Origin of the sequence: Saccharobesus litoralis (assembly GCF_003063625.1) — a bacterium.
Lineage (GTDB): Bacteria > Pseudomonadota > Gammaproteobacteria > Enterobacterales > Alteromonadaceae > Saccharobesus > Saccharobesus litoralis.
The window spans coordinates 1,043,186-1,067,933 of sequence record NZ_CP026604.1 but is presented as its reverse complement, the minus strand read 5'-3'; the positions used below and the strand labels follow the sequence as shown (position 1 = coordinate 1,067,933).

General features: G+C 41.4%; 20 protein-coding genes. 12 read left to right on the top strand and 8 right to left on the bottom strand.

Annotated elements, in window-relative coordinates; translation table 11 throughout:
- Positions 1-143: 143 nt before the first annotated feature.
- Together C2869_RS03940 and C2869_RS03935 are read right to left on the bottom strand one after the other, a co-directional pair.
- Positions 144-458 (bottom strand): 2Fe-2S iron-sulfur cluster-binding protein, encoded by a 315-nt coding sequence (locus C2869_RS03940; RefSeq protein WP_108601713.1) that lies wholly within the window; start codon positions 456-458, stop codon positions 144-146.
- A gap of 82 nt (positions 459-540) precedes the next feature.
- Positions 541-1,698, bottom strand: a complete 1,158-nt coding sequence (locus C2869_RS03935; RefSeq protein WP_108601712.1) for a cytochrome P450 — start codon at positions 1,696-1,698, stop codon at positions 541-543.
- Between the two features lie 853 nt (positions 1,699-2,551).
- Here C2869_RS03935 and C2869_RS03930 point away from each other — a divergent pair.
- Complete coding sequence (locus C2869_RS03930) at positions 2,552-3,853, top strand: glycoside hydrolase family 117 protein (protein WP_108604956.1); 1,302 nt, start codon at positions 2,552-2,554, stop codon at positions 3,851-3,853.
- A 193-nt stretch (positions 3,854-4,046) separates the two neighbouring features.
- On the opposite strand, the gene C2869_RS03925 is transcribed toward C2869_RS03930, so the two are convergent.
- Genes C2869_RS03925 through C2869_RS03905 form a run of 5 tightly spaced genes read right to left on the bottom strand, consistent with a single transcriptional unit; the run spans position 4,047 to position 7,426 of the window.
- Positions 4,047-4,238 (bottom strand): hypothetical protein, encoded by a 192-nt coding sequence (locus C2869_RS03925; RefSeq protein WP_108601711.1) that lies wholly within the window; start codon positions 4,236-4,238, stop codon positions 4,047-4,049.
- 8 nt (positions 4,239-4,246) lie between these two features.
- Complete coding sequence (locus tag C2869_RS03920; RefSeq protein ID WP_108601710.1) at positions 4,247-5,230, bottom strand: hypothetical protein; 984 nt, start codon at positions 5,228-5,230, stop codon at positions 4,247-4,249.
- Entirely contained in the window at positions 5,223-6,095 is an 873-nt protein-coding gene (locus tag C2869_RS03915) for an ABC transporter ATP-binding protein (protein WP_108601709.1), read from the bottom strand. Before C2869_RS03915 ends, C2869_RS03920 begins: the two co-directional genes overlap by 8 nt.
- Positions 6,088-6,483, bottom strand: coding sequence for a GntR family transcriptional regulator (locus C2869_RS03910; RefSeq protein WP_108601708.1), 396 nt, complete (start codon positions 6,481-6,483; stop codon positions 6,088-6,090). The genes C2869_RS03915 and C2869_RS03910 overlap by 8 nt, the downstream gene beginning before the upstream one ends.
- A complete protein-coding gene (locus C2869_RS03905) occupies positions 6,476-7,426 on the bottom strand; it encodes a DUF2807 domain-containing protein (RefSeq protein ID WP_108601707.1) in 951 nt (316 codons plus the stop codon). Before C2869_RS03905 ends, C2869_RS03910 begins: the two co-directional genes overlap by 8 nt.
- Positions 7,427-7,672: 246 nt before the next feature.
- On the opposite strand from C2869_RS03905, the gene C2869_RS03900 reads away from it, so the two are divergent.
- Positions 7,673-8,494: an FkbM family methyltransferase gene (locus C2869_RS03900; protein WP_108601706.1), complete on the top strand. Its 822-nt coding sequence runs from the start codon at positions 7,673-7,675 to the stop codon at positions 8,492-8,494.
- 158 nt (positions 8,495-8,652) lie between these two features.
- Here the strand turns inward: C2869_RS03900 and C2869_RS03895 are convergent, their stop codons facing one another.
- Complete coding sequence (locus tag C2869_RS03895) at positions 8,653-9,456, bottom strand: DeoR/GlpR family DNA-binding transcription regulator (RefSeq protein WP_108604955.1); 804 nt, start codon at positions 9,454-9,456, stop codon at positions 8,653-8,655.
- Positions 9,457-10,014: 558 nt separating this feature from the next.
- On the opposite strand from C2869_RS03895, the gene kduD reads away from it, so the two are divergent.
- The 10 genes from kduD to C2869_RS03845 all read left to right on the top strand — a co-directional run bounded on the left by kduD (position 10,015) and on the right by C2869_RS03845 (position 24,661).
- A complete protein-coding gene (gene kduD, locus C2869_RS03890; protein ID WP_108601705.1) occupies positions 10,015-10,788 on the top strand; it encodes a 2-dehydro-3-deoxy-D-gluconate 5-dehydrogenase KduD in 774 nt (257 codons plus the stop codon).
- A 44-nt stretch (positions 10,789-10,832) separates the two neighbouring features.
- Positions 10,833-11,663 (top strand): 5-dehydro-4-deoxy-D-glucuronate isomerase, encoded by an 831-nt coding sequence (kduI, locus tag C2869_RS03885; RefSeq protein WP_108601704.1) that lies wholly within the window; start codon positions 10,833-10,835, stop codon positions 11,661-11,663.
- A 459-nt stretch (positions 11,664-12,122) separates the two neighbouring features.
- Entirely contained in the window at positions 12,123-13,361 is a 1,239-nt protein-coding gene (locus C2869_RS03880; RefSeq protein ID WP_108601703.1) for an NAD(P) transhydrogenase subunit alpha, read from the top strand.
- On the top strand, positions 13,361-13,636 hold the full coding sequence (locus C2869_RS03875) for an NAD(P) transhydrogenase subunit alpha (RefSeq protein WP_108601702.1): 276 nt from the start codon (positions 13,361-13,363) through the stop codon (positions 13,634-13,636). The genes C2869_RS03880 and C2869_RS03875 overlap by 1 nt, the downstream gene beginning before the upstream one ends.
- A 20-nt stretch (positions 13,637-13,656) precedes the next feature.
- On the top strand, positions 13,657-15,027 hold the full coding sequence (locus C2869_RS03870; RefSeq protein WP_108601701.1) for an NAD(P)(+) transhydrogenase (Re/Si-specific) subunit beta: 1,371 nt from the start codon (positions 13,657-13,659) through the stop codon (positions 15,025-15,027).
- Positions 15,028-15,724: 697 nt separating this feature from the next.
- The gene (locus tag C2869_RS03865) at positions 15,725-17,914 is read left to right on the top strand and encodes a bifunctional rhamnulose-1-phosphate aldolase/short-chain dehydrogenase (protein ID WP_108601700.1); all 2,190 of its coding nucleotides are present in this window, start codon (positions 15,725-15,727) and stop codon (positions 17,912-17,914) included.
- Positions 17,915-18,043: 129 nt separating this feature from the next.
- Complete coding sequence (rhaI, locus tag C2869_RS03860) at positions 18,044-19,336, top strand: L-rhamnose catabolism isomerase (protein WP_108601699.1); 1,293 nt, start codon at positions 18,044-18,046, stop codon at positions 19,334-19,336.
- 402 nt (positions 19,337-19,738) lie between these two features.
- A complete protein-coding gene (gene fbaA, locus C2869_RS03855) occupies positions 19,739-20,815 on the top strand; it encodes a class II fructose-bisphosphate aldolase (RefSeq protein ID WP_108601698.1) in 1,077 nt (358 codons plus the stop codon).
- A 1,091-nt stretch (positions 20,816-21,906) separates the two neighbouring features.
- The gene (locus C2869_RS03850; RefSeq protein WP_108601697.1) at positions 21,907-23,319 is read left to right on the top strand and encodes a sulfatase-like hydrolase/transferase; all 1,413 of its coding nucleotides are present in this window, start codon (positions 21,907-21,909) and stop codon (positions 23,317-23,319) included.
- A gap of 103 nt (positions 23,320-23,422) precedes the next feature.
- Positions 23,423-24,661: a glycoside hydrolase family 88/105 protein gene (locus tag C2869_RS03845; protein ID WP_108601696.1), complete on the top strand. Its 1,239-nt coding sequence runs from the start codon at positions 23,423-23,425 to the stop codon at positions 24,659-24,661.
- Positions 24,662-24,748: the final 87 nt, after the last annotated feature.

Genomic DNA, 24,748 nt, shown 5'->3' with positions numbered 1-24,748 from the left:
GAAGCCCAACACAATCTTTGTTTTTGTTGAGCCAAATTAATTTAGGTAAAGGTTAACCTACAGGGTTTCAACTGATCGTTGCTTGGAAACAACGCCAATGAGTCGCAAGCATAAATGCTCGCCTACACAGGTTTTTTAGCAGACTATTCGTCGCCTGCTACGCGTAAGATAACGCCGTCTAATTGCTCAGATACTTGAATTTGACAACATAAGCGGCTGTATTCGTTAGCATTGTCATCAAGCTCAAGCATGTCTTGTTCAATTTCACTGGCTTCACCTGTTTTTGCAACGTGAGCAGGGTCAACGTGTACGTGGCAAGTTGCGCAAGAACATACGCCACCACAGTCGCCGTCGATACCTGCAACGTTGTTGGCTACTGCCAATTCCATTACGTTACCTGAGTCGCCTTCTACAGTAATTTCTTCGTTTTCAATTGTGATAAAAGTAATCTTCGCCATGAGAAACCTCAACTAGTCATTTTTAAACTGGAATGTTTACCTAGCTGTTTTACGCCCCCGTGCAACAGCCAAGCATTAAATTTTATTTAGCAGTAAATTTTACGTTAAGGGCATGGAAGCCCACTTTACGATTAAACTCACCTAATACTTCCACATTGTCTTGGTGATCCACGATTTCAATCGATTTCACTTTTTCAGCCAATGTTTTCACTAAGGTATGCATAATTTGTCGCGCATGCGTAGCACCTAAACAATTATGCGTACCAAAACCAAAGCTCACGTGTGGGTTTACTTTACGATCTAACACCACTTCATTTGGGTTCGGGAACGTCTTTTCGTCGCGGTTCGCCGATGCCCAACATAACGAGATACGTGTGTCGGCCTTAACCGCATGCTCACATACTGCGGTATCTTCTGTCGCAACTCGCCCCATGTGTGTAAGAGGCGCAAAGTAGCGGATAAGCTCTTCAACTGCGGTATTAACAATTTCCGGTTCGTCGTGAATACGCTGCAATGATTCAGGGTGTTCAGCAAAATAAGCCACTGAGTTAGTCACAGCATTGATAACTGTATCGCGACCACCAGCAAAGGTTAAAATCATCACGCCTTTTACTTCTTCTTTGCTTAGCTTTTTGCCGTTTACCTCAGAGTTAAGTAGTACAGAATATAAATCGTCACCTGGGTTTTCGGCCGCTTTGTCGATTTGCGCGTCAATGTAATCGTAAAGGATTGCGGCTTTATCGCCATCTAATGATTCACCTTCACTGCGGAATACGTGTGTACCCCAACTGATCCAAGTTTGTGCTTCTTCGTAAGGAATATTAAGCAACAAGGTCAAAGCGCGTGATTGTAAGCGCAAAGAAAATTCCTCAACCACTTCCACTTCGTCAGCGTTTAGCGCTTCTTCAACTACGGCGTGGATGATAGTGGCTAACTTGTCTTGGTATTCTGGCTCTAGTGGGCGCTTAAACCATGGGTCCAGTAAATCGCGGAAACCTTTATGCTCAGGTGGATCCACTTCAAATGGAATTTGGCGTGTTTCACGGATAGCCACTTCAGAAGGCACAACAATACGACCGGGTTTAGCGCCAGATTGGAATGTTTGCCATTTATGAGCACATTTGCGTACGTCTTTAAGACCCAGTACCATAGTGACAGGATCATTTTGATCGTCCATGTGACCAACACCTTTTTCCAAACGGGCTTGTTCAAATGGATCGGGCAATGCACTTTTCTTCATTGGGGGAACCTCTCTTATCCGCGATTTTCGCGTCACGCTGCAAACTTTTTACCTAAGCTAAATTAAGCTTGGTTAACAATATGTCGTCATATTATTTAAACTTGATTGGTTAAAATAGCCGCTATCCCACCTAAAAATATCAATAATTTGCACATATGTTGATTTTCTGTAACAGCGAAGAAAACTTTAAATCTTACCTAAAAAACAAGATTGAGATTAATCCATGATTTAATTAAGGTTTTTAGACGTTGTTTTGGCTTGAATGAAAGGTGTGCTAAGCAAAAGGAGTCAAATGAAAAGTGCCATTACATGCCTATTTATAAGGCTGTGTGGACATTTTTTAGCTTGTTCATCGTTTTGTTTTTCATTGCTTGTTTATAACAAATTTAAAACTTAATAAGCTCGAATATTTCATTTTTTAGTTAATGGCTGTGAAATGGTATTTCGATATTTTTTATACTGTTTGCAAGTATTCGGTGGTTCGATAATAACAAATTTATGCTTTATTTATGTTGGCCGGATCTCTGTTGCTATATACCCTATTTTGCGAAATTGGCAAAAAACGAAAACTATTCAGCAGCTCAAGCAGCGAGCTTATGATCATTTATCCGTTACAACATAATAAGGCGAGTTACACATACTTTATAAACTTCATGATGTGATAAGTGCTAGCTAAACTCCTATCACTGAGAGATATAAGGCGAGACTTTTTCAAGCCTCTACTTTTGGTAGCAAGCTAAGCGTCATTTAATAGACAGGCTTAACACCGGTTCATTGTTTACAATAAACTGGTGTTATACTTTTATTTGATGCTATTATAGATTCGTTATTTTTTGAATTTATGAGAGCGACTATGTTTGTAAAAAACAATGCTAGAGGGTTGGTAATAAGCTTACTCGGATTGTTGTCAATTGGGACCTTCTGCGTGCAAGCGGCTGAACAAGCACGTCAGGTATTCCCGCATAAAATGCCAGCGAGTAAGCCGGATATGCCTTTGAGTGCGGCAATGCAGCGCATGTTTGATTATCCAGCACCGCGCGTGCAAGACAACGAATTGTTCTCGCAGTTTAAATATACCCGTCTTAAAGGTTTTGATTATAATGGTGGTGACGGTACGATTTCACGTCGTGATCCTTCTCGGCCGATCTTTGAAAACGGCCAATATTATATTTGGTATACCAAGCGTCATACAAAAGTACCACCTATCGGCTGGAGTAATGCGCATAAGGCGACTGATACTATTCCATCTACCGATTGGGATTTAGCGGAAATTTGGTATGCCACCAGTAAAGATGGCTTTACTTGGCAAGAGCAGGGTGTAGCTGTGCCGCGCCCACCAAAACCCTATCCTGGCCATCGTTCTGTTGCGACACCAGATATTTTAAAATGGAAAGGAAAGTACTACCTCTATTATCAAGGCTTTGTTGAGCCAAGTGGTTTAAATGGTGATTTTTGTCCGGTTACAGTTTCTTATGCTGATTCACCGAATGGCCCTTGGACACCGGTTAATAAAATTGTTGTACATTCCGGCCAAAAAGGCGATTGGGACCAAGACCAAACTCATGATCCGCAGCCTATCGTTTACAACGGAAAAATTTATCTTTATTACAAAGCTACCTACAACAAATGGCCTGATCACCGTACTAAATATGCAGTCGCCAATGGTATTGCCATGGCTGATGATCCACTAGGTCCTTTTACTAAGCACCCGCTAAATCCAATCTCTAACTCTGGGCATGAAGCGACTTATTTCCCGTATAAAGAGGGTATTGCCAGTATTGTTAATAAGGATGGTAATGAGCGCAGCACCATTCAATATGCGCCTGATGGGGTTAATTTTACAATTCAGTCAGTGATTAGCTTACCGCCAACAGCGGCAGCGCCTTTTTCACCCGATGCTTTTACTAATGCGCCATATGCTAAAGGGATCACTTGGGGCATGAGTCATTTTATTAATGCGGGTACGCCGCCGAATCGTCATTCAATGTTAGCGCGGTTTGATTGTGATTTAAGCTTGGATGTACATGATCCTGTCATGAAAAACTCAGGGGTATATTTAAAGCCTGATGTGTATTTCAGCCAAGGTTTAAATAGTAAGCAGCGCAAGGCGATTCAACAGCGTAATCAAGCTTTTGCTGAAAGCCAAAAACAGTAAAAACTGTTAACAATTAGGTAAGAATTGTTTCGATAGGTAAAACAACTTTGGCTTATACCATGCTAAAGCTAGACTTAAGTTAAATCGGTAACGATGTGTATTGTTTTTCTGATTTTGTGCTAAAAGACGAGAGCCTCGTCTAATAGTGGTGTGTTTGCCAGACCTAAATAGGTCTGGCTTTTTTTTACGCAGCTTATAATAACGGCGCCGAGTTTACATATTTCATTGATTGCGGGTTATCGAGGTTTTGCAAACTTGAAATATAACTCGATTGCAGTGCGAAAAAATCCAAAATCCTTTGTTTTTGATAAGGCTTGAGCATCAACAAGCCCAGTAGCAAAAATGCCACAACGACAATCAATAAAGCCTTTTTAGTTGTATTCATGACGCCTCCTAATCGATACGCCATTTACGTAAGTAAATGGTAGCTGTGATTAACAAGGCGGTCAGGGCGATGCCTATCGCGGGCTGTGAAAAATCGATTAGTTCAGATTTGCCGTGAACTAAATGACCTACCGAGTCCATGCCATTGTCAATGTAGTCTAATACCGTTTGGCTAAAGTGCGAAGTTCGGAAAACTAAGGCTTCAATAATTGCGATTAATACAAAGGGCGCAACGACAATAAAAGGGCTAAATTTACTAGGGTAACTGCAGGCCAAACCAACCCACGCGAGTAGGGGGGATAACCACAACAAGGCAAAAAACAAATAAAACACAACCGCTATATAGCTAGTGTAAAAGTGATAAAACGAACTGGTTAAAATAAGCTCGGCTGCGGGTGAGAATATGTATTCTGTTATCGACAGCATACTTAGCATAATGCCCATCGTGACTATTGCAAACACGATATAAATGCAGGGCAGAACGATAAAAGCGTTGGCGTACTTAATTAGCACATTACGGCTTTCAGGCACGGGTAACGAGCGCCACAGCAAAATACTGCTGTCTTTTCTGTCTGCCGACAAGCTTGAACAAAGAATACCTAGCACTGAAAAAAATACCAATATGACAGTGGCGACAAACAAAAAGGATCTCACTTCTTCTTTGCCGCGCTCGATGCTTTTGGGTAGATCCATTTCTTTATTAATTATACGAGCCGGAAATTTAACGTCTGTTTGTTGCCAACTGCCTAAGTCACTTTGGTTATGACTGTCAACTAGGGTCACTGGTGCGCCTTTTAGTTGATTGGGTACGGAAACATACAAATCCCCGTCGGATTGAACAAATATTTGCTTATGCTCAGCCAACGAAAAATAAATTAAGCCTGCCAGTAAAGCAATAATGGCAACGCTAGACAAAGTAAGCGGAATGTTAACTAAACTGGTTTTATGTTCCCAAAACTCTCGTTTGAGTTGCGAAAAATATAAATTAAGCATGTTCCATCTCCGTTGTTTTGTTGCTCATGAGTGCGACCAAAATGTCAGTTAGGCTAGGGGTTTTTAAGGTGCCAAAACATTGTAACTCTTGCTGATTAGCGTTTTGGAAAATATACGAGCGACCTTCAATGGTGTTGCTACAATAAATTGGCTTTAACAACTCGGCTTGCTGCTGTTGTTCGGGTTTAATGGTCACTTGGAAAAACGTATTTTCGAGTTCATCAATATTGATATCTAAGGCGATTTTGCCATCATCGATAAACACCACTCGGGTCAGAATGTGCTCAATTTCTTCTATTTGATGGCTGGTGATGACAATCGTATTGTTATCGTCAAAATAGTCTTCGAGCAAATTATTGTAAAAGGCTTTACGTCTTAGTACGTCAAGACCAAGTGTCGGTTCGTCTAAAACCAGTAGTTCAGACTCAATAGCTAACACCATGGCTAAGTGCAATTGAGTGATCATGCCTTTTGACATTTTTTTCACTGGCAGTTCGGGTTTGATATTGGTTTTAGACAAAAACGCCTCAGCCAAATCACGGCGAAAACTCGGATGAACCTGAGCACAGTAGTCAAATAACTGCTGAGCATTTATCCATTTGGGTAAGGTGGCGGTGTCGGCAATAAAGCTAACTTTTTCCATTAATTTGTGTTGTGAGGCATGCGGATCTAATTTGCAAACCGTCAGATCGCCGTCTACACGGGTTAAGCCTAGTAAGCTTTTAAGCAAGGTACTTTTGCCAGCACCATTGCTGCCGACTACACCGACAATTTCACCGGCATTAACTGACAAATTAATATTGCTTAATACTTGTTTTTTACCATAGTGTTTGTTGAGATTGCTGGCTTGAATGATATTAGTCATTGTTCAGATCCTTTGTCGATGTACTCATCATAAGTTGCTGGATGCGGTCGATGACATCTTGTTGTTCGATATTCAACTGCTGCATTTTCTCGATAAAATGCGGCAAATCTTCCGATAAAAATTTGGCTTTTTCGGCTAGTAACAATGCGTTGATCGCGCCAGTTTTAACAAACATGCCTAATCCTCTTCTTTTCTCAATTAAGCCTTCATCCAACAATTCGTGATAGGCTTTTGATACGGTAATATGATTGATCTGTAGTTCTGCTGAAATTGCCCTTACCGAGGGTAGCGCCGACTCTTCAGGATAATTGTTGTTTAAAATGGCTGTTTTCAGCTTAGCCACTAATTGCTTATAAATAGGCTGGTCGTCATGCCAAACATTATTCATGACTCAACTCCTGACGTTTGAGCTTGGCGTTGTTGCGTATTTTTACATTTAATTGCGATTCATCCGTGTCTCTGTATGTGACAAGAGATTGGTGTCGCGCCGAACCATGCAAGTGATTGGCATTGCCTAAATGTACCTCAGCCTGATTTTTTACATTGACTTTGGTTGAACGTGTTTGTGCCGCAAGCAGATGAATTTGGCTTTGATTACGTGCCTCCACATCAACGATCTCAACTAAGCTGTCTTGGTCAAATGTGATACGCGCACTCTGATTCATCGTCACTTTAAGCTGCTCAGCTGTGATACTGTTGGCGGTAAATAGCGAAGTATGGCGGCCATTCATATCTATCTCATTAAATTGACTGTCGGCCACATTCAAGCGGCTTTGGTCGCGCTGGCGTACCACTAACTTCTTGGTCTTACTATCCATTAATTGAGCATCAGAGGTTTCATTGATGTCTAAGGTTAATCGCACAAAGTGGCCATTAACTTGCGCTTTACTGTCACCACTTAAACGAATTCTTAGCCATTTGTCGGTCGATTCAGTCTGATTTGATACGACTAATTGTTGCAATTCGCTAGCAGCGATAAAGCTAATTATAGACGTGTAAAGCTTAACGATAGCCAGTGCGGACTCTTCGTCTTTGGGGTTTTGCAATGCAGGCTGCTCTCTAACACGTAAACGAAAAGTGGCCTCTTGCTCGTCAGTTTCGAGTGATAGTGGCTCCTTACTTATAATGACTGAGTTAATTGCATTTTTACGCAAAAATACCTCGGCGCGTTCTTCATGGCTGTAAATCACTTCAACATGCAAATTCCCATCCGCCTCCAAGATAGTGATACCCTGCAGCGGGATTGATTTATACAGAGCACTTTCTGCCAGTGTATTGGTATTGATCAATAGAGCTGCTAGCAATACCCAACAGACTTTCCAAGCTTTCATTTTGACATCCTTTTTAGATATAGTGTTATACATATGTATAACACTATATCTTTGAATATTTTATCCGGCAAGTTATTTTGCTGTTTTTTTAATCTGTATTATTAAGGAAATAAAAAAGTTTATTTATTTCAGTTTGTTAGGTGTTGAATATTTTTCGTTTGTAAAACTTAGTGTGCGGTTGCGCTGCGTATTGGGTGTGCTAGCCTTATGCGTGTAATGGCAAATAATATGGACAGTTAACACCAAATGAATACTCGTAATACCCGCCCGATCGCTTTTGTACTCACTGCTACGCACCACGGTAGCTTGATTGTTAATCGTCATGATTACTGTGTCACAGATGACAACATGGCTTATGGCGTAGGCCATCAATTAATGATCAATTCCTGTTTTGATCCAAACGAGGTTGACGCTATTAGCGTGTTATTACAAGCACGGCGCGATGCTCATGGAGATGGGGTTATCGCCATTGATTGCGGCGCTAATATAGGTGTGCATACTGTGGAATGGGCAAAGTTGATGCATGGCTGGGGCGAAGTGGTTGCGTTTGAAGCACAAGAGCGAACTTTTTATGCGTTAGCGGGCAATATAGCCTTGAATAATTGCTTTAATGCCAGTGTTAATCACGCGGCGGTGGGTGAGCAAGTTGGAACCATATTGGTTCCACAACTGGACTATTTACAACCCGCTAGTTTTGGCAGTTTAGAAATAAAACCAAGGCCAGATGGTGAAGATATTGGTCAAAGCGTGTCTTATCAACAACAAGACTGTAAACCAGTGTCCTTGATCTCCATTGATTCTTTATCCGCGCAACGGGTCGATTTAATTAAAATCGACGTTGAGGGCATGGAAATGGATGTACTCAATGGCGCTAAAAAAACAATTGATCGTTGCCAACCCGTTTTACATATTGAAGCCTGTAAATCAGACCGCGATAAGATTATCGAATTATTACAAACCTTCGGCTACCGTTACTACAGTGTTGGTATAAACCTGCTGGCGGTACATAGCCAAGATCCTATTAATAAAATAGTATCGTTTGAATGGGTGCAAGAAGGAAACGGATAATTGCTAAAGCCCGCTAATTTAAGCCTAAATCTAATAGCTGGCTTTGTATTGTGAGTGTAACAGGGAAATATACAGTCGAACGGGTAATTGAATTTGCTGGATAGTCAGGGAGTTAATCAGTCAGTTTACGCTTGGGCGATAAACTGACTGAATGAGAGTTAGGCGGTAACGTTAGCTTCTTCTTCAGCTTTTTCAACAACAATCACTTCAATGCCATTGCTTTCAAAATATTGAATTAACTCGTCAGATGCGCCTGAGTCAGTAATTAAAATATCTACATCTTTTAACGGACAGAAAATAAAGTTACTGCGCTTACCAAGCTTGGTGCTGTCAGCCAATATCACTAGCTTTTCAGCTTGTTTATAAAGCTTTTGTTCAGAGCGGATAAGTAGAGGGTCGCTTTCCATGACGCCGAATTTACCAATACCTGGTGTACCCATAAACATCATAGAGCCAAAGTAATTTTCCGTGCTGTCTTTTTCGTACGAGCTAAGAATAATGCCTTGCTCACGGTAAATTTCACCACCTGGCAAAGTCACTTGGTTATCTGTGTGTTCAGTTAAGTAGTTTGCTAGTACAAATGAGTTGGTCAAAATATTCATTTGTACAGACGACAAGTATTCACCCATCATGTAGGTTGAACTACCACCGTTAATAATAACTGAATCACCGTCTTTACAAAGCTCAGCTGCACGCTTGGCGATTAGACGTTTAGTATCAACGCGTTGTTCCACATCGACCATAAACGATGTACTAGAGATATGTTTTTTACGTGGCTCGGTATTCATTGATTCTGCGCCGCCACGAATTTTATTTATCTCGCCGCGCTTACTCATTTTCGTAATATCACGGCGGATAGTTGCTTCCGATGCGTTAAGTTTTTCAGTTAAATCTTTAACGCTCGCAAACTGCTGCTGATCGAGTATGTCTTTAATTAATTGTTGTCTATGTTTTTCTAGCATTGGTAAATCCTTACCAGTTTTCAAACTTTTCAATTCAACTTTAGTCATATTCTATCGGCAATTTTATTCATATACAAACAACATATATCTTATCACTGTATGACAAATTATGATAGTTTTATTTTCATATTTTGTCATTTGTATTCACAAGTGATTAATAATATTTCATTTTATTGATACTGGTGCAGAGTGTAACAGGCTTAATTATTAATACATTGCGTTAAATCAATGTAAATTAATAAGTTAACGATTTGTTATTAAAATAATCAATTCGATAATTAAATAATCATTTACAATCATTATGTGTCATATTAGGATCCAGTATATTCAAAATGAGGTCTAGTGTGATGAGTCTTTCAGATTAGTTGCGGTTAATTTTTTAATTTAACTTGCAGTTTTTCATCAGAGTCATGGCAATGAATTCCCATTTTTTGAAAATAAGTAAGGCTTATTGAGTAAATAAGTTTGTCTTTAACATGGTTTGGCACCGTTTGAACGACCGCATTATTAAACTGCGTAATTTTGAGCCTTGGGCCATTAAAGTAAGTGAGGCAATGAATGCAAGAGTATTTGATTAAACAGTTTGGCTTAAACGGTAAAGTCGCCATAGTCACAGGTGCAAGTCGTGGTCTTGGTCAGGCTATGGCAATAGCGTTAGGCGAAGCCGGTGCAACTATAGTCGCAGTCGGTTCAAAACCTGAAAGCGTAACGAAAACCGTTAGCTTATTACAAGAAAAGGGCATTGATTATTTAGCCTTGGGTTGTGATCAAAGTGATGGTGAGCAAATTAAAGCGGTTATTGCTGCCACAATCGAGAAGTTCGGGCGGATTGATATTCTTGTTAATAATGCGGGCACGATTAAACGAGCGCCTGCACATGAGTTTTCTGATGAAGATTGGAACGATGTTATCAATGTCAATTTGAACGGGGTTTTCAAATTCTGTCGTGAAGCTGGCAAACATATGCTTAAACAAGGCTCAGGCAAAATTATTAATATCGCATCATTGCTGAGCTTTTCTGGTGGTATTACGGTTCCTGCTTATGCCGCTAGTAAAGGTGGTGTCGCGCAAATAACCAAAGCCCTTGCTAATGAGTGGGCGAGTTCTGGTATTCAAGTTAATGCAATTGCGCCAGGTTACTTTGCAACCGACAACACTGAGAATTTACGCAACGATGCTGAGCGCTACGCCAGCATTAGTGCTCGGATCCCAGCAGGAGAATGGGGTAAGCCGGAAGATTTAGCCGGTGCAACCGTATTCTTATCAAGCCCAGCTTCTAATTATATGAATGGTCACGTCATGCTTGTTGACGGTGGCTGGATGGCGCGCTAATCGAGCGCGTCACTTTTAATTATTAATTTTATTGAGGAATTCTTATGGACTTCATGTTCTCTGCAGATATCAGAAGTTACAAAGACATGCGTAATGGTGAGTTACGTGAAGCTTTCGTGACTCAGCAGTTATTTGTTGATGGTGAGATTAAATTAACTTACACCGATGTTGATCGTGGTGTGATCGCCGGGATCACGCCGACAACACAAGCTATTGATTTACCCACTCACAAAGAGTTAGCCGCTGATTATTTTTGTCAACGCCGTGAAGCCGGTGTTATCAATATTGGTGGTAATGGCACAATTACTGTCGATGGCGAAACGTATGCTATGGCTAACAAAGACAGCTTATATATTGCCAAAGAAAGCAAAGAAGTGCAGTTCACCTCTGAAGATCCTGCAAACCCAGCTAAGTTTTATCTTGTTTCCTATCCCGCGCACCGTGTAACCAAAACGGTACACGTCCCCAAAAGCGATGCCAAGCGCATTGAATTAGGCGCGCAAGAAACATCAAACGAGCGTACTATTTTCCAATCTATCCGTCCTGGTATTGTTGATAGCTGCCAATTAGTGATGGGCATGACGGAATTAAAGCCAGGCAGCGTTTGGAATACTAAGCCGCCGCATACTCATTTCCGTCGTACCGAAATTTACATGTATTTCGATTTACCTGAAGAGGAAAGAGTTTTTCACTTAATGGGTGAGCCAAGCGAGGTTCGTCCACTGCCGTTAGAGCCTGGTGTCGCTATTGCTTCACCTAGCTGGTCTATTCATAGTGGTGTAGGTACTACCAACTACACTTTTGTTTGGGCTATGGGTGGTGAAAACCAAGAGTTTGACGATATGGACCACATCACGGTTGCTGACCTTAAGTAGTTCGTATTTTTAAAATACAGTCGCAAAGCCAATTCCCCCCTAGCAAGCCTGGATAACTTCCAAATATCTAGGTTTATGTTTTGCGACGAGTACTGTTTTCATTTTAGTTTTGATTAGTTGAAAGCCTTGGTGATCATGATACATGTGTTGGGTTAGTGAACTCTTTCACACTGAGCGCGAAGCAGTCGAAGTGTCGGTAAATTAGAAAGTAACGAGACTTCGACGAGCTCAGCCTGAAGTTTTTCATTTAATCTTAGGGTGGCTAAAAACATCACGGTTGTTAGCAAACCCTGTACATCGAGCGAATAAATTGAGCCGATCATCTCTTTCTGGAACAAGTACTAAATAAATGTAGCCATTAACTGGTTTACCCAAGCCAGTTAATTCTCAACCTGTTTTTATTAGTTTAGGCATCGTTTTGAAGCCTAGGCTTTTTACACCCTAAATTTAGGAGTTGTTATGCCAATCATCGCGTTTCCCAAAGAAACAGTTGCAGGTGAAAAACGCTGTGCATTATTGCCAAGCAATATCAAAGCTTATGTTTTGCTTGGTGCTAGCGTGCAAATTGAGACTGGCCTTGGTGCTCATCTTTATATAAATGATGAGCAATATATCGAGGCTGGTGCAACAGTGGTTAAGGATCGTAAAAAATTGCTAGGGAAAGCAGATGTCGTCTTGTCAGTGCACAAATTACCTGAACAAGACTTAGCCCTATTAACAAACAAAGTGGTTATTAGCTTTTTAGATCCATTCAATGGTGGCGATTACGTTAAGCAATTATGCGAAAAACAGGTGACGAGTCTGAGCATGGAAATGATCCCGCGTTCTACCCGCTGTCAAAAAATGGATGCGCTAAGTTCGCAAGCCAGTTTAGCTGGTTATGTCATGGTGGCTAAAGCCATGAATCAATTACATAGCATTTTTCCTATGATGATGACTGCAGCTGGCACCATTAAACCGTGTAAGGTTTTTGTGATCGGCGCGGGTGTTGCTGGTTTACAAGCTATTGCCACTGCAAAACGATTAGGCGCTGCTGTTACTGCATTTGATACAAGAAGCGTTGTGGCTGAGCAAGTGCAATCGTTAGGCGCAAAATTTTTAGAAATCGATTTGGGTGATACCGGCCAAACAGCGCAAGGTTATGCCCAAGCGTTAACGCCAGAGCAGATGGCGATCCAGCAAGCTGCTCAGGAAAAATGCATAGCTGAGTCAGATATAGTGATCACCACGGCACAACTCTTTGGCCGTAAACCTCCGGTATTAATTACTAAGCAAACCATTGGCGTGATGAAACCGGGCTCAGTGATCGTTGATATGGCGGCTGAAAACGGTGGTAATGTTGAAGGCTCGGTCGCTGGCGACACGACAGTTGTTAATGGTGTCACCATTGTTGGCACGGGTAACTGGGCAAGTGAAGTGGCATTAAACGCCTCACAAATGTATGCCAATAACTTATTTAATTTAGTTAGCGAATTTTGGAACAAAGATGACAACGTCTTTGTTGTTGATCTCAATGATGAAATTCAGCAAAGCGCGGTGATCACTCATGCGGGCAGTATTAGTAATGCCACCATCAAAGAGATCCATAGAAGTGAAGATCCAGAGCAAGACCTAGCTCAAGAGAAGGCGCAACACCCAGCCGAGCAAAAAGTAAGCTCATCTAATGTAGAAGCCGAAAAAACCTTGGAGACCGCATAATGACCGCTATCTATTTGTTATTTATTTTAATGTTGGCCATTTTTGTTGGCTTTGAATTAATCCGTAAAGTGCCTGCTACGTTGCACACACCTTTAATGTCGGGTGCTAATGCGATCTCAGGGATCACAGTTATTGGTGCCCTGAGTTTAGCTGGTGGTGAGCAAAGCCAATGGTCTACTTGGTTGGGTGCAGCTTCGGTTTTGTTTGCAACAATTAATGTGGTTGGTGGCTATTTAGTGACTGATCGTATGTTAGCCATGTTTAAAAGTCGCTAGAGGTTAATAGGGTTAAAAGTATGAGTGATTTTTCATTACTAATTAATGCAGTTTACGTTGTTTCGGCGACTTTATTTATCTTCGGTTTAAAATTGTTAAGCCATCCGTCTACTGCGCGCAAAGGTAATTTGTTGTCGGCACTCGCCATGTTTTTTGCTGTGGTGGTGACTTTATTAGACAAGCAGATTATTTCGTTTGAAATCATTTTGCTTAGTGTATTGATTGGCTCAGCTATTGGTGTGTTTGCCGCCAAGAAAGTTGAAATGACGTCAATGCCTGAATTGGTTTCTTTATTTAACGGTGTAGGTGGCTTATCGAGTTTAGCCGTTGCTTACGCTGCCATTGTTGGCGAAGTTCAACTTTCGACATTTGTATTGATTGTCAGTTTCCTTGCCTTATTGATTGGTGCAGTTACGTTTTCAGGCAGTGTCATTGCTTGGGCCAAGCTTAGCGAACGCATGATAGGACGGCCGATAGTGTTTAAAGGCCAAGTCGTCGCTAATGTTTTGTTAATTGCTGCAATTGTCACGTCTGGCTACTTGGTTGTAACCCAACCCGAAATCACAACTTGGCACTATCTAGCCATCGGCTTAGCTTTGGTAATGGGTATTATGGTGGTATTGCCAATTGGCGGTGCTGATATGCCTGTAGTTATTTCATTGCTTAATAGTTATTCAGGGTTAGCTGCATGTGCAGCGGGTTTTGCTTTACAAAATAACTTACTGATAGTTGCCGGTGCTTTGGTAGGTGCCAGCGGTATTATTTTGACCAATATTATGTGTAAAGCCATGAACCGCTCATTGGTTAATGTTTTAACCTCAGGTTTTCAGGCTGTTGTTAGCAGTGATATGAAAATTGAAGGCGAGATCAAAGCGCTTTCAGCAGAAGATGCATTTTATGTGTTAGAAGCGGCGCAATCGGTATTGGTTATTCCTGGCTATGGTATGGCAGTTGCGCAAGCTCAACATACAATGAAGGAACTGCAAGAGCTTCTGGAAGACAATGGCGCAGAGGTTTCTTACGCCATTCACCCAGTCGCTGGGCGTATGCCTGGCCATATGAATGTGTTGTTAGCGGAAGCGGATGTGTCTTACGAGCAATTATTTGAAATGGATGAAGTTAACCCGCGTATCGAAAACTATGATGTGGCTATTGTGATAGGCGCTAACGATGTGGTTAATCCAGCCGCGCGAGAAATGAAGGGTAGCCCTATTTATGGTATGCCGGTTATCAATGCAGATTTGGCTAAAAACGTGTTTGTGTTAAAGCGTGGTATGGCAACCGGCTTTGCGGGTGTCGATAACCCACTATTCTTTAAGCAAAACACGCGCATGATCTTTGGTGATGCTAAAGAAACCTTGGGTAATCTGGTTCGCCAGTTTGCTGATTAGAACAGTTGCGGCTTGATTTCGTTTAGTTGAAAGCGTTGTTGGTTGAGATTTAGGTATTCTTTCACACTGAGCGCGGAGCAGTCGAAGTGTCGGTAAGTCAGAAAATACCGAGGCTTCGACGCGATCAGCCTGAAGTTATTTGTGTATAGATACTAGGATCACGAGACACATAATTTCGACACGTTAAAGCAAAAAGCGAACAGATCATTTTTAGTTATTTACCCATTCACTATATCCAAGCGTCGAGTTCCATTCTCGGCGCTTAATTTCAATCATTTCTTAAATTTTTTTGTTTACTCTTCTTTTATAAACCTTCTTTTTCGTTATTAATTGCAACTCAACTTACGAACTAAATTTCTTTTAAATTCAACATGTTAAAAATTAGTTAATTAATCGTCATAAAATTAACACAATATCATATAGCTCAATTTGTGATAACTTGTGATTGAATATGATTATAAATGCTTGACTGTGTTTGTTTGGGCGTTACTATTATCCCATTAATTCATCGTAATAGTCTTTTCGCTCAGACTTTAGAACTGCATTGTCAGCGTTTTTCGCCTCAATCACATAATGGAGCATATGCTCGTGGGGTCTTAAAACACGACGGCTTAGTCTAAAACCCGACCGCTTTGACTATTCAACATTTTTTAAACACAGATTGTTATTAGACATCACGAGTTGGAGAAGAAGGCCGATGCCAAGTAAGAAAGATTTTATCCATGTTGATTACAGCTGGGATGATGCCGCCGTTGAAGGTATGTCACCAATTGAAGCGCTTATTTATCGCTCAAATATTTTAGGTGATGACCAACGCATTACCAATACTGGTGGAGGTAACACCTCTGCTAAAGCGATTGAAATTGACCCATTAACCGGTAAAGAAGTAGAAGTATTATGGGTAAAAGGCTCAGGTGGTGATTTACGTACCTCTAAGCCAGAAAACTTTTCATCGTTATACATGGATAAACTTGTTGCACTACAAGATATCTACTATAGCGCTGACGAAGTCGGTGTTAAAACCCAAATCGAAGATGACATGGTTGGCATGTACCCACATGCGACGTTTAACCTAAACCCGCGTCCATCATCCATCGATACACCATTACACGCATTTGTGCCATACAAACACGTAGACCATATGCACCCTAACTCAGTGATTGCCGTGGCTGCGAGTAAAAACTGCAAAGAACTCACCAAAAAAATCTTCGGTGACGAATTAATTTGGACTGAATGGCAACGTCCAGGTTTTGACCTAGGTTTAAAACTACAATCAATCTGTAAAGATTACCCAGAAGCCAAAGGTGCTATCTTAGCCGGTCACGGTGTGATTAACTGGGCCAATGACAACAAAGAATGTTACGACCTAAGCTTAGAGATTATTGAAAAAGCCGCACGTTACATTGAAGAGCACGACAAAGGTGAAATGACCTTTGGTGGTCAAAAGTACGCCAAACTAGACCAAGACAAGCGTAACGCCGTATTAGCCGAAGTGTTACCTTACCTACGTGGTTTAGTCTCAGGTGAGAAGAAAATGATTGGTACCGTACAAGACGACGATACCATCTTACGTTTTGTTAACAGTGTTGATGCACCACGTTTAGCGGACTTAGGTACTTCATGTCCTGACCACTTCTTACGTACCAAAATCAAGCCATTGTACGTTGCTTGGAACCCAGAAACGGATTCTATCGACCAGCTTAAAACTTTATTAGCTGAAGGTGTAGAACAGTACAAAGCTGACTACAGCGAATACTACGAAAAATGTAAGCACGATAACTCACCAGCGCAACGTGCTTCATCACCATCTGTATGTTTAATTCCAGGTGTCGGTATGGTTGCTTGGGGTAAAAACAAATCTGAATCACGTGTAACAGCAGAATTCTACAACTGTGCAGTAGAAGTGATGCGTGGCGCAGAAGCGATTGATGAATACGCAGCATTACCACAACAAGAAGCGTTTGATATTGAATACTGGTTACTCGAAGAAGCCAAACTACAACGTATGCCAAAAGAAGCGCCACTAGCGCGTGACATCGTGGTTGTGATTGGTGCGGGTGACGGTATTGGTAAAGAGACTGCATTCCGCTGTGCAAAAGAAGGTGCGCATGTCGTGTGTGCTGATTTACGTGCAGAAGCGGCACAAGCGACGGCTGATGAACTAACCGCTATCTATGGTCAAGGTATTGGTGTAGCCGGTACGGGTATTTCAGGTTGTGGTCCAGCGATTGCGGCTGAAGTGAACATCACTGACCGTGACAGCGTTAAAGCCATGTTCGACAAAGTGATTTTGGCTTACGGCGGTATCGACAAAGTTATCGTGACAGCGGGTGTCTTCCTAGCACCAGGTCAAGCGGGTATGTCAAACGACCAGCAATTTGATGTTAGCTTCGCGGTCAACGTTAAAGGTGGCTACATTGTGGGTACAGAAGCGAATGAAATCTGGCAAGCACAAGGCTTAAAAGGTGCATTAGTATTAACTACCAGTGTTAATGCAGCCGTATCGAAAAAAGGTTCATTGGCGTATGACACATCAAAAGCGGCAGCTAACCACTTGGTTCGTGAATTGGCGGTAGAATTATCACCATTAGTTAACGTAAACGGTTTAGCGCCAGCGACAGTAGTTAAAGGTAGCACCATGTTCCCACGTGACCGTGTGATTGCGTCATTAACTAAGTACGATGTTGCGTTTGCACAGAGTGATTCAGATGATGAATTACGTGACAAGCTAGCTAACTTCTACGCACAACGTACGTTAACTAAAGCACCAATTACGCCGGCTGACCAAGCAGAAGCGGCATACTTAATGGTGTCTGGTCAGTTAAGCAAAACCACTGGCCAAATCATTAGTGTTGATGGCGGTTTACACGAAGCGTTTTTACGATAAAAAACGCTAGGTCGTTATCCGCGTTAGCGAATAGCGACTAATATTAGGTTAAGCCAATCTCATCGCTTGATGAGGTTGGCACTATGTCTATAAAACCAATCAGGCCGAGAAAACCAAGCAGGAAAGAATATGACTCAACGTATTGATAAAGCCTTAATTGCCGAGCAAAACGCCAAGCTTGAAGGTTATGTGAAACAAGACTATGAAGCGTTAGGTAATCAATTAGCGCGTCAAGGTATTAACATAGATGACATAACGGCTAAAGCTGAGTTGTTCCAAATAGCTGTGCCATCATGGGGTACAGGTACTGGGGGGACTCGTTTTGCGCGTTTTCCAGGTATTGGCGAGCCACGTAATATTTGGGAAAAGCTAGAAGACAGTGCCGTAATTAATGATTTATCACAATGTACCGAGCGTGTTTCTCCGCATTTTCCTTGGGATAAAGTGGATGACTTTACTGAGCTTAAAGGGTTTTCTGACGAGCTAAGCCTAAAATGGGATTCAATTAACTCGAATACCTTCCAAGACCAAGCGGGTCAAGAGCATAGTTTTAAATACGGCAGCTTAAGCAACACCAGCCAAGAAAGCCGTGATTTAGCTATTGCGCATAACCTTGAGTGTATTGAATGGGGGCAAGCGTTAGGTTCTAAAACCTTAACCGTTTGGGTTGGCGACGGTTCCAACCATCCAGGTCAACAACACTTTCAACATGCGTTTGAGCGTTACTTAGACAGCATGAAAAAAATCTATGCGGGTTTACCAAAAGACTGGGAACTGCATATCGAACACAAAATGTTTGAGCCAGCATTCTACTCAACCATTATTCAAGACTGGGGTTCAAACATCTTAGCGGCGATGGAACTTGGCCCACAAGCTAAGTCATTAGTCGATTTGGGTCACCATGCGCCTAACGTAAATATTGAAATGATCGTGTCTCGCTTAATTCAATTTAAGAAATTGGGTGGCTTCCATTTTAATGATTCTAAGTATGGTGATGATGACTTAGACAGCGGTAGCTTACATCCTTATCAACAGTTCTTAATTTTTAATGAATTAGTTGATGCCGAGTACCGCAATCAAGAAGGATTTGGTCCAAATTACATGCTTGATCAATCACACAATGTGACCGATCCGATCGAGAGCTTAATGAACTCAGCGGCCAGTGTGCAACGCTCATATGTAGCGGCATTATTAGTGGATCGTCCCGCGTTAACTGAATACCAAACCAATAACGATGCGCTAATGGCCAGCAACACCTTGAAGAAGGCGTTCACTACCGATGTCTCACCTATTTTAGCCATGGCGCGCTTACGTAAAGGTGGGGCGATTGATCCTATCGCGACTTACCGTGCATCGGGTTATCGTCAAGCGGTTGCTGAAAAACGTCCAAACAGTGGCGGTAATGGTTCAGGTATTGTTTAGGATTTAGCGGGAAAAGGATCTTGTGCGCCGTACATAAAGCCTTATTGACTGAGACTTTAGTGCGGCGCAATTCAATCGAGTTTTATATAAGTGGGTTAAATGAAAGTCAGACAAGATTAAATTTGCCATATTAACCAACTATGCAACACATCATGATACCTAAAAGCTTGATGAGCCAACTAAGTTTAGATAACAACCGCCTTGTGACACCGTACATCGCTGACACTGTAGATCGTTACTTTGACCTAACTTAGTTTTTGCTTGTCATCACTAAAAAGCAATTGGGTATAGATTAATAGAGAAGCATCTACCTTGGTCGTTGCTTCTTTTTTTACCTCTTAACACACAAATACAAAAGACAATGTGAATAGAGGTATTGTCAATTTTCGGGAGTATTTATTAATGAATTTGTCTGAATTAGTGCCGGCTGGCGTAGTCAGTGGTGAGTCGTTAGATATTTTGTATAAAGCGGCACGCGAAGGCCAGTTTGCTTACCCAGCAGTGAATGTTGTTGGTACCCATTCGGTCAATGCGGCGTTAGAGTCTGCGAGTCAATGCCAATCACCGGTTATCATTCAGTTATCTTATAGTGGTGCCGCTTTTTTTGCTGGTAAGGGGGTCAACCTTGACGGGCACGATCCGTCGATAGCGGGTGCAATTGCGGCGGCGCACTATGTACATGCCATGGCTAAGCATTATGGCATTCCGGTTATTTTACATACCGACCATGCAGCAAAAAAACTATTGCCATGGATTGATGGTTTGTTGGATGCCGGTGAAGCTTATTATCAACAAATGGGTAAGCCGTTGTTTAGCTCGCATATGTTGGATTTATCTGAAGAAAGTTTAGAAGAGAATATCGAAACTTGTCAGCAATATTTGGCGCGAATGGCTAAATTGGATATGTCGATTGAGATCGAACTCGGCTGTACTGGTGGCGAAGAAGATGGTGTTGATAACACTGACATTGACAATGCGCTTTTATATACCCAGCCAGAAGATGTTGCCTTTGCTTATGAACAATTGTCGAAAATCAGCCCAGCTTTTACGATAGCCGCGTCGTTTGGTAACGTGCATGGCGTTTATAAACCAGGTAATGTGAAATTAACCCCAGAGATCCTGAAAAACTCGCAAGCTTACGTTAAACAAAAACATAATTTAACGGCTGAGCCTCTGAATTTTGTTTTTCATGGTGGATCAGGTTCAAGCCCAGAAGAGATCACAGAAGCGATAGGCTATGGGGTGATCAAAATGAATATCGATACTGATACGCAATGGGCATCGTGGCAAGGTGTTCATCAATATTACCTTGAAAACAAAGGCTATTTGCAAACACAAATTGGTAATCCAGACGATCCAGAAGCGCCTAATAAAAAGTATTACGACCCACGAGTTTGGTTACGTAAGCTGGAAATGTCGATGAGTGAACGCCTTAATTTGGCTTTTGCAGAGTTAAATTGTATTGAGCGTTACAAGTAAGAATAAATTTTATATATCCATCCTCAAGCCACCTGTCAGAAACGGGTGGCTTTACCCCCCCAATGCTATTAACTCAAAAGTTTTGAACGGTTGAATTTATCACTACGTAACCTCAACTCTGGTTAAGAATTGCGACAATATATTATTTTTATTATTAATTTCAGTTAGTTAACAAGTTTCGATAACCAACAGAACTTCCTTCCTATTTCTGGAGAGAAATTTGAGCCAAGAACAAGGCAAGTTTACGCGTCAATAGCTAGCCTATTGCAAGTAAACTTAACGCAGTTATTGGTTCAAAGAGCCTCCAGAAACGGATTTATTATCCAGAATTGAGGTTACTTACTAAATTGTAGGGGGGATTTTGCATCGACCAACCTTGCGTATCTAACAAAATTCGTTGAAATAAATTTCAACCTACAAAACACGTACCTTGTGGGGCCGGTTTTACACCGGCAAACCCAGTGTATCTAAAATAAGTTAGGGTTAGTGGATATAAAATCCACCCATACAAAGTATGTACCTTGTTCAACGATTTTAAATGAAAGAGTAGAAGTAGCAGAGGAGAAAAAAGTAGCACATCCTTGTGCCCACACACACACTAGAAGTCTATCAAGAAGTACAACCACACAATTTGTACTCTTGAAGCACACGTAACAACAGTTGTTAGCACGAGACAGTACTTAACAACGAAACGCATTATGCATGAGTAAAGTTTGTTTGTGAACAGTTGTGAGTGAAAATGATTATTCTTATTCGCTATGTAAAACATAAATTATCTGAATTGTATTTATATACGCGATTATGCTGCGAATAGACTAGACTTAATCAGTCAATGTTGGGTGATTTAAACTGTGCAAAAGCAAATTTAAAATTTAAGTAAATAAATCATTAGCTTATATTTTTATTGAATAAAAATTCGCTCATGTAGTGATAATACTTATCATGAATAATCAAAATAAGTCACTAAAACTCTTTTTAGTTCTGTTTTATTCATGTATATTGCGTTAACAAATTTTTAAAGTTCTAACTGATTAAACAACTTCATTTAAAGAGTCGGTTAGAGAGTGTTGAACGAGGTTTGAGGTTAAACAATGAAGATAAGTCGTTTAGGGCGTACATTGAGCAAAGCAATGGCTGGAGTGGCTTTGTGTGCAAGTTCATATTTTGCAATGGCATCAGAAAAACCGAATATTATTTTCATCTTAACGGATGACTTGGGTTTTAATCAGATTGGCGCTTATGGCAATACCCCTATCAAAACACCTAATTTAGACAAGATGGCTAGCAATGGTATTCGCTTTGACCAAGCATATTCTGGTAATACGGTTTGCTCTCCTTCGCGCGTTTCTTTATTTACCGGTCGCGATGGCCGTTACATGCGCAACAATGCTAATACAGTGCAATTACATGAAGCCGACATTACTTTAGCGCACGTATTAAAATACGCTGACTATGATACGGCATTATTTGGTAAGTATTCGATTGGTTCACAAATGGGGGTAACTGACCCGCATGCTATGGGTTTTGATACTTGGTATGGCTTTTACTCTATTTTAGAGGGTCACAGACAATACCCACAAATTATGTGGCGCGATAACAAGAAAATCCGCATCACTGAAAACGAAGGTGGCCGCAAAGGCGCTTACGCCCAAGAGCTATTTACTGAAGAAGCGATTAACTATATCAAGCAAGAGCGTGAAAACCCGTTCTTTATTATGCTGACTTTCTCTTCTCCTCATGCTGAGTTAGCTGTACCCGAAAAATACAGCAAGCAATATGACTTACCTGAGATCCCATATTCAGGTATGTCGACCGGTAACCCAAGTGATAAATACGCCGCTTACTACCCTGAACCTGTTGAAAAACCCAATGCGGTTTTAGCTGGTATGGTTACTGCGCTTGATGACTATGTTGGTCAAATCATGGCTGAACTTGAGAAAAAAGGTCAGTTAGATAACACCCTTATTTTCTTTACATCTGACAATGGTCCACATGATGAAGGTGGTGCGGATCCTGAGTTCTTCAAAGCCTCTGCTCCATATAAAGGCCAAAAGCGTGATTTGTATGACGGCGGTATTCACGTACCTATGTTAGTGCAATGGCCAGCTAAAATTAAAAAGGGTCGTGTCGATAATACGCCTTGGGCATTCGCTGATGTTATGCCGACGTTTGCTGAAATTGCTGGCGTTAACTTAAATATTATCCCACGTGTTCGCACTAACGGTGTGTCGATTGATGGCTTACTACAAGATTCACCAGTGCCTATGGCTGAACGTACCTTGTATTGGGAGTTCTCTAAGCAAGTAGGTGATCCAAACTCAGGCATTATTGGTGACACTTACCAAGCGGCTCGTCGTGGTCAATGGAAAGCGGTTCGCTACGGCTTTGACGCTGACCTAGAGCTGTACAACATTGAAAAAGATCCAGGCGAGACTCGTAACTTAGTGACACGTGAAAAAGCGTTAGCTAAAGAGTTCTTAGCTATGTTCGAGCAATACAAGTAAGCAAAGTTTCTTGGCACTATTCACAGTAGGTAAAAGTAGCCTGCTGTGAGTGTTTAAAATTGATTTTCAGTTGAACTATTAAGCATCAATAATAGGAATCTTTATGAATAAAATGACCACAAAATTAGCCGCACTTCCTCTTGCTTTAAGCTTAGTGCTAAGTGGCTGTGGCAAGGATGCTAGTGAGCCTGTACAAACGGCTAAAACCGAAACTAAATCTGCAGTTGAGTCAGTTGAACGCAGCGCCTTAGATATTCAAAAATCGGCATTCGATGTTGCCAAACGCGCAGGTGAGTGGCAGTTATCTCAGTTAGGTAATTTACATTACATTCCTGAATCGCATCGCGCTAAATCAGAAAATGCTAAATTTTGGATCCAAGCCTCTTTTTACATTGGTTTAACGCGTTGGACCGAAGTTTCAGGCGATAAAGCATTTATGGCGCACTTAGAGAAAGTTGCCAAGCAAGAAGAGTACGGTTTGTTAACTGAGCGACCATACCATGCTGATGACCATACTATTGCCCAAACTTACATTTGGTTAACAGAACAAACGGGTAACAAGGAAGCTTATGCGCCGACTCAAAAACATTTCGATTGGATATTAGATAACAAACCTAATGTCGGCTTAGAAATGCTGGATTCGACAGCGTCAGGACATGGAGAAGTGCATCACGAAGGTAATTGCCAATTACGTTGGTGTTGGGCAGATGCTTTATACATGGCACCTCGTGCTTGGTTGCAGTTGTCTAACGTAACCGGAGATCCAAAATACTTTGATTATGCTGATAAGGAATTTTGGGCTGCTGCGGACTATTTGTTCTCAGATGAATACGGATTATTTTTCCGAGATAGCCGTTACTTTGATATGAAAAGTGACAATGGTAAGCCGGTTTTCTGGGGCCGAGGTAATGGCTGGGTATTCGCTGCTATTCCGTTAATTATTGACGAGTTACCAGACGATCATCCATCTAAGCCACGTTATATCGAGTTATATAAAAAGAATGCCGCTGGCCTAATGAAGCTACAACGTGATAACGGTTACTGGCCTGCGTCATTAATGGATCCAGATAAAGTCAAAACACCTGAAGTGAGTGGTACTGGCTTTATTACGTTCGGCTTAGCTTGGGGCGTTAACAACGGTATTCTGACTGACGCAAAATCAAAAGAAATTGTTGAAAAAGGCTGGGCAGCACTTGAAAAAGCCGTTGCTAAAGATGGTCGCGTTAACTGGGTACAGCATGTCGGTAAATCACCTGATCCTGTTAAAGAAACTGATTCTCAGCTATACGGTACAGGTGCAGTATTGTTAGCCGCCTCTGAAATGAGTAAGTGGTCTAACTAATACCTTTTCAATTTAATTTTGATTAGTTGAAAATGTTGCTGAACGAAATCCATGGATTGAGTTAACAGGTTCTTTCACACTGAGCGC

Excerpts from the sequence above, each read along its gene's own strand:
- C2869_RS03880 (WP_108601703.1), top strand. The coding sequence starts at position 12,123 with ATGCCAATCATCGCGTTTCCCAAAGAAACAGTTGCAGGTGAAAAACGC.
- C2869_RS03905 (WP_108601707.1), bottom strand. The coding sequence starts at position 7,426 with ATGAAAGCTTGGAAAGTCTGTTGGGTATTGCTAGCAGCTCTATTGATC.
- C2869_RS03850 (WP_108601697.1), top strand. The coding sequence starts at position 21,907 with ATGAAGATAAGTCGTTTAGGGCGTACATTGAGCAAAGCAATGGCTGGA.
- C2869_RS03925 (WP_108601711.1), bottom strand. The coding sequence starts at position 4,238 with ATGAATACAACTAAAAAGGCTTTATTGATTGTCGTTGTGGCATTTTTG.
- C2869_RS03895 (WP_108604955.1), bottom strand. The coding sequence starts at position 9,456 with ATGCTAGAAAAACATAGACAACAATTAATTAAAGACATACTCGATCAG.
- C2869_RS03915 (WP_108601709.1), bottom strand. The coding sequence starts at position 6,095 with ATGACTAATATCATTCAAGCCAGCAATCTCAACAAACACTATGGTAAA.
- rhaI (WP_108601699.1), top strand. The coding sequence starts at position 18,044 with ATGACTCAACGTATTGATAAAGCCTTAATTGCCGAGCAAAACGCCAAG.
- kduD (WP_108601705.1), top strand. The coding sequence starts at position 10,015 with ATGCAAGAGTATTTGATTAAACAGTTTGGCTTAAACGGTAAAGTCGCC.
- C2869_RS03875 (WP_108601702.1), top strand. The coding sequence starts at position 13,361 with ATGACCGCTATCTATTTGTTATTTATTTTAATGTTGGCCATTTTTGTT.
- C2869_RS03865 (WP_108601700.1), top strand. The coding sequence starts at position 15,725 with ATGCCAAGTAAGAAAGATTTTATCCATGTTGATTACAGCTGGGATGAT.
- C2869_RS03870 (WP_108601701.1), top strand. The coding sequence starts at position 13,657 with ATGAGTGATTTTTCATTACTAATTAATGCAGTTTACGTTGTTTCGGCG.
- C2869_RS03930 (WP_108604956.1), top strand. The coding sequence starts at position 2,552 with ATGTTTGTAAAAAACAATGCTAGAGGGTTGGTAATAAGCTTACTCGGA.
- C2869_RS03920 (WP_108601710.1), bottom strand. The coding sequence starts at position 5,230 with ATGCTTAATTTATATTTTTCGCAACTCAAACGAGAGTTTTGGGAACAT.
- C2869_RS03845 (WP_108601696.1), top strand. The coding sequence starts at position 23,423 with ATGAATAAAATGACCACAAAATTAGCCGCACTTCCTCTTGCTTTAAGC.
- fbaA (WP_108601698.1), top strand. The coding sequence starts at position 19,739 with ATGAATTTGTCTGAATTAGTGCCGGCTGGCGTAGTCAGTGGTGAGTCG.
- C2869_RS03935 (WP_108601712.1), bottom strand. The coding sequence starts at position 1,698 with ATGAAGAAAAGTGCATTGCCCGATCCATTTGAACAAGCCCGTTTGGAA.
- C2869_RS03940 (WP_108601713.1), bottom strand. The coding sequence starts at position 458 with ATGGCGAAGATTACTTTTATCACAATTGAAAACGAAGAAATTACTGTA.
- C2869_RS03900 (WP_108601706.1), top strand. The coding sequence starts at position 7,673 with ATGAATACTCGTAATACCCGCCCGATCGCTTTTGTACTCACTGCTACG.
- C2869_RS03910 (WP_108601708.1), bottom strand. The coding sequence starts at position 6,483 with ATGAATAATGTTTGGCATGACGACCAGCCTATTTATAAGCAATTAGTG.
- kduI (WP_108601704.1), top strand. The coding sequence starts at position 10,833 with ATGGACTTCATGTTCTCTGCAGATATCAGAAGTTACAAAGACATGCGT.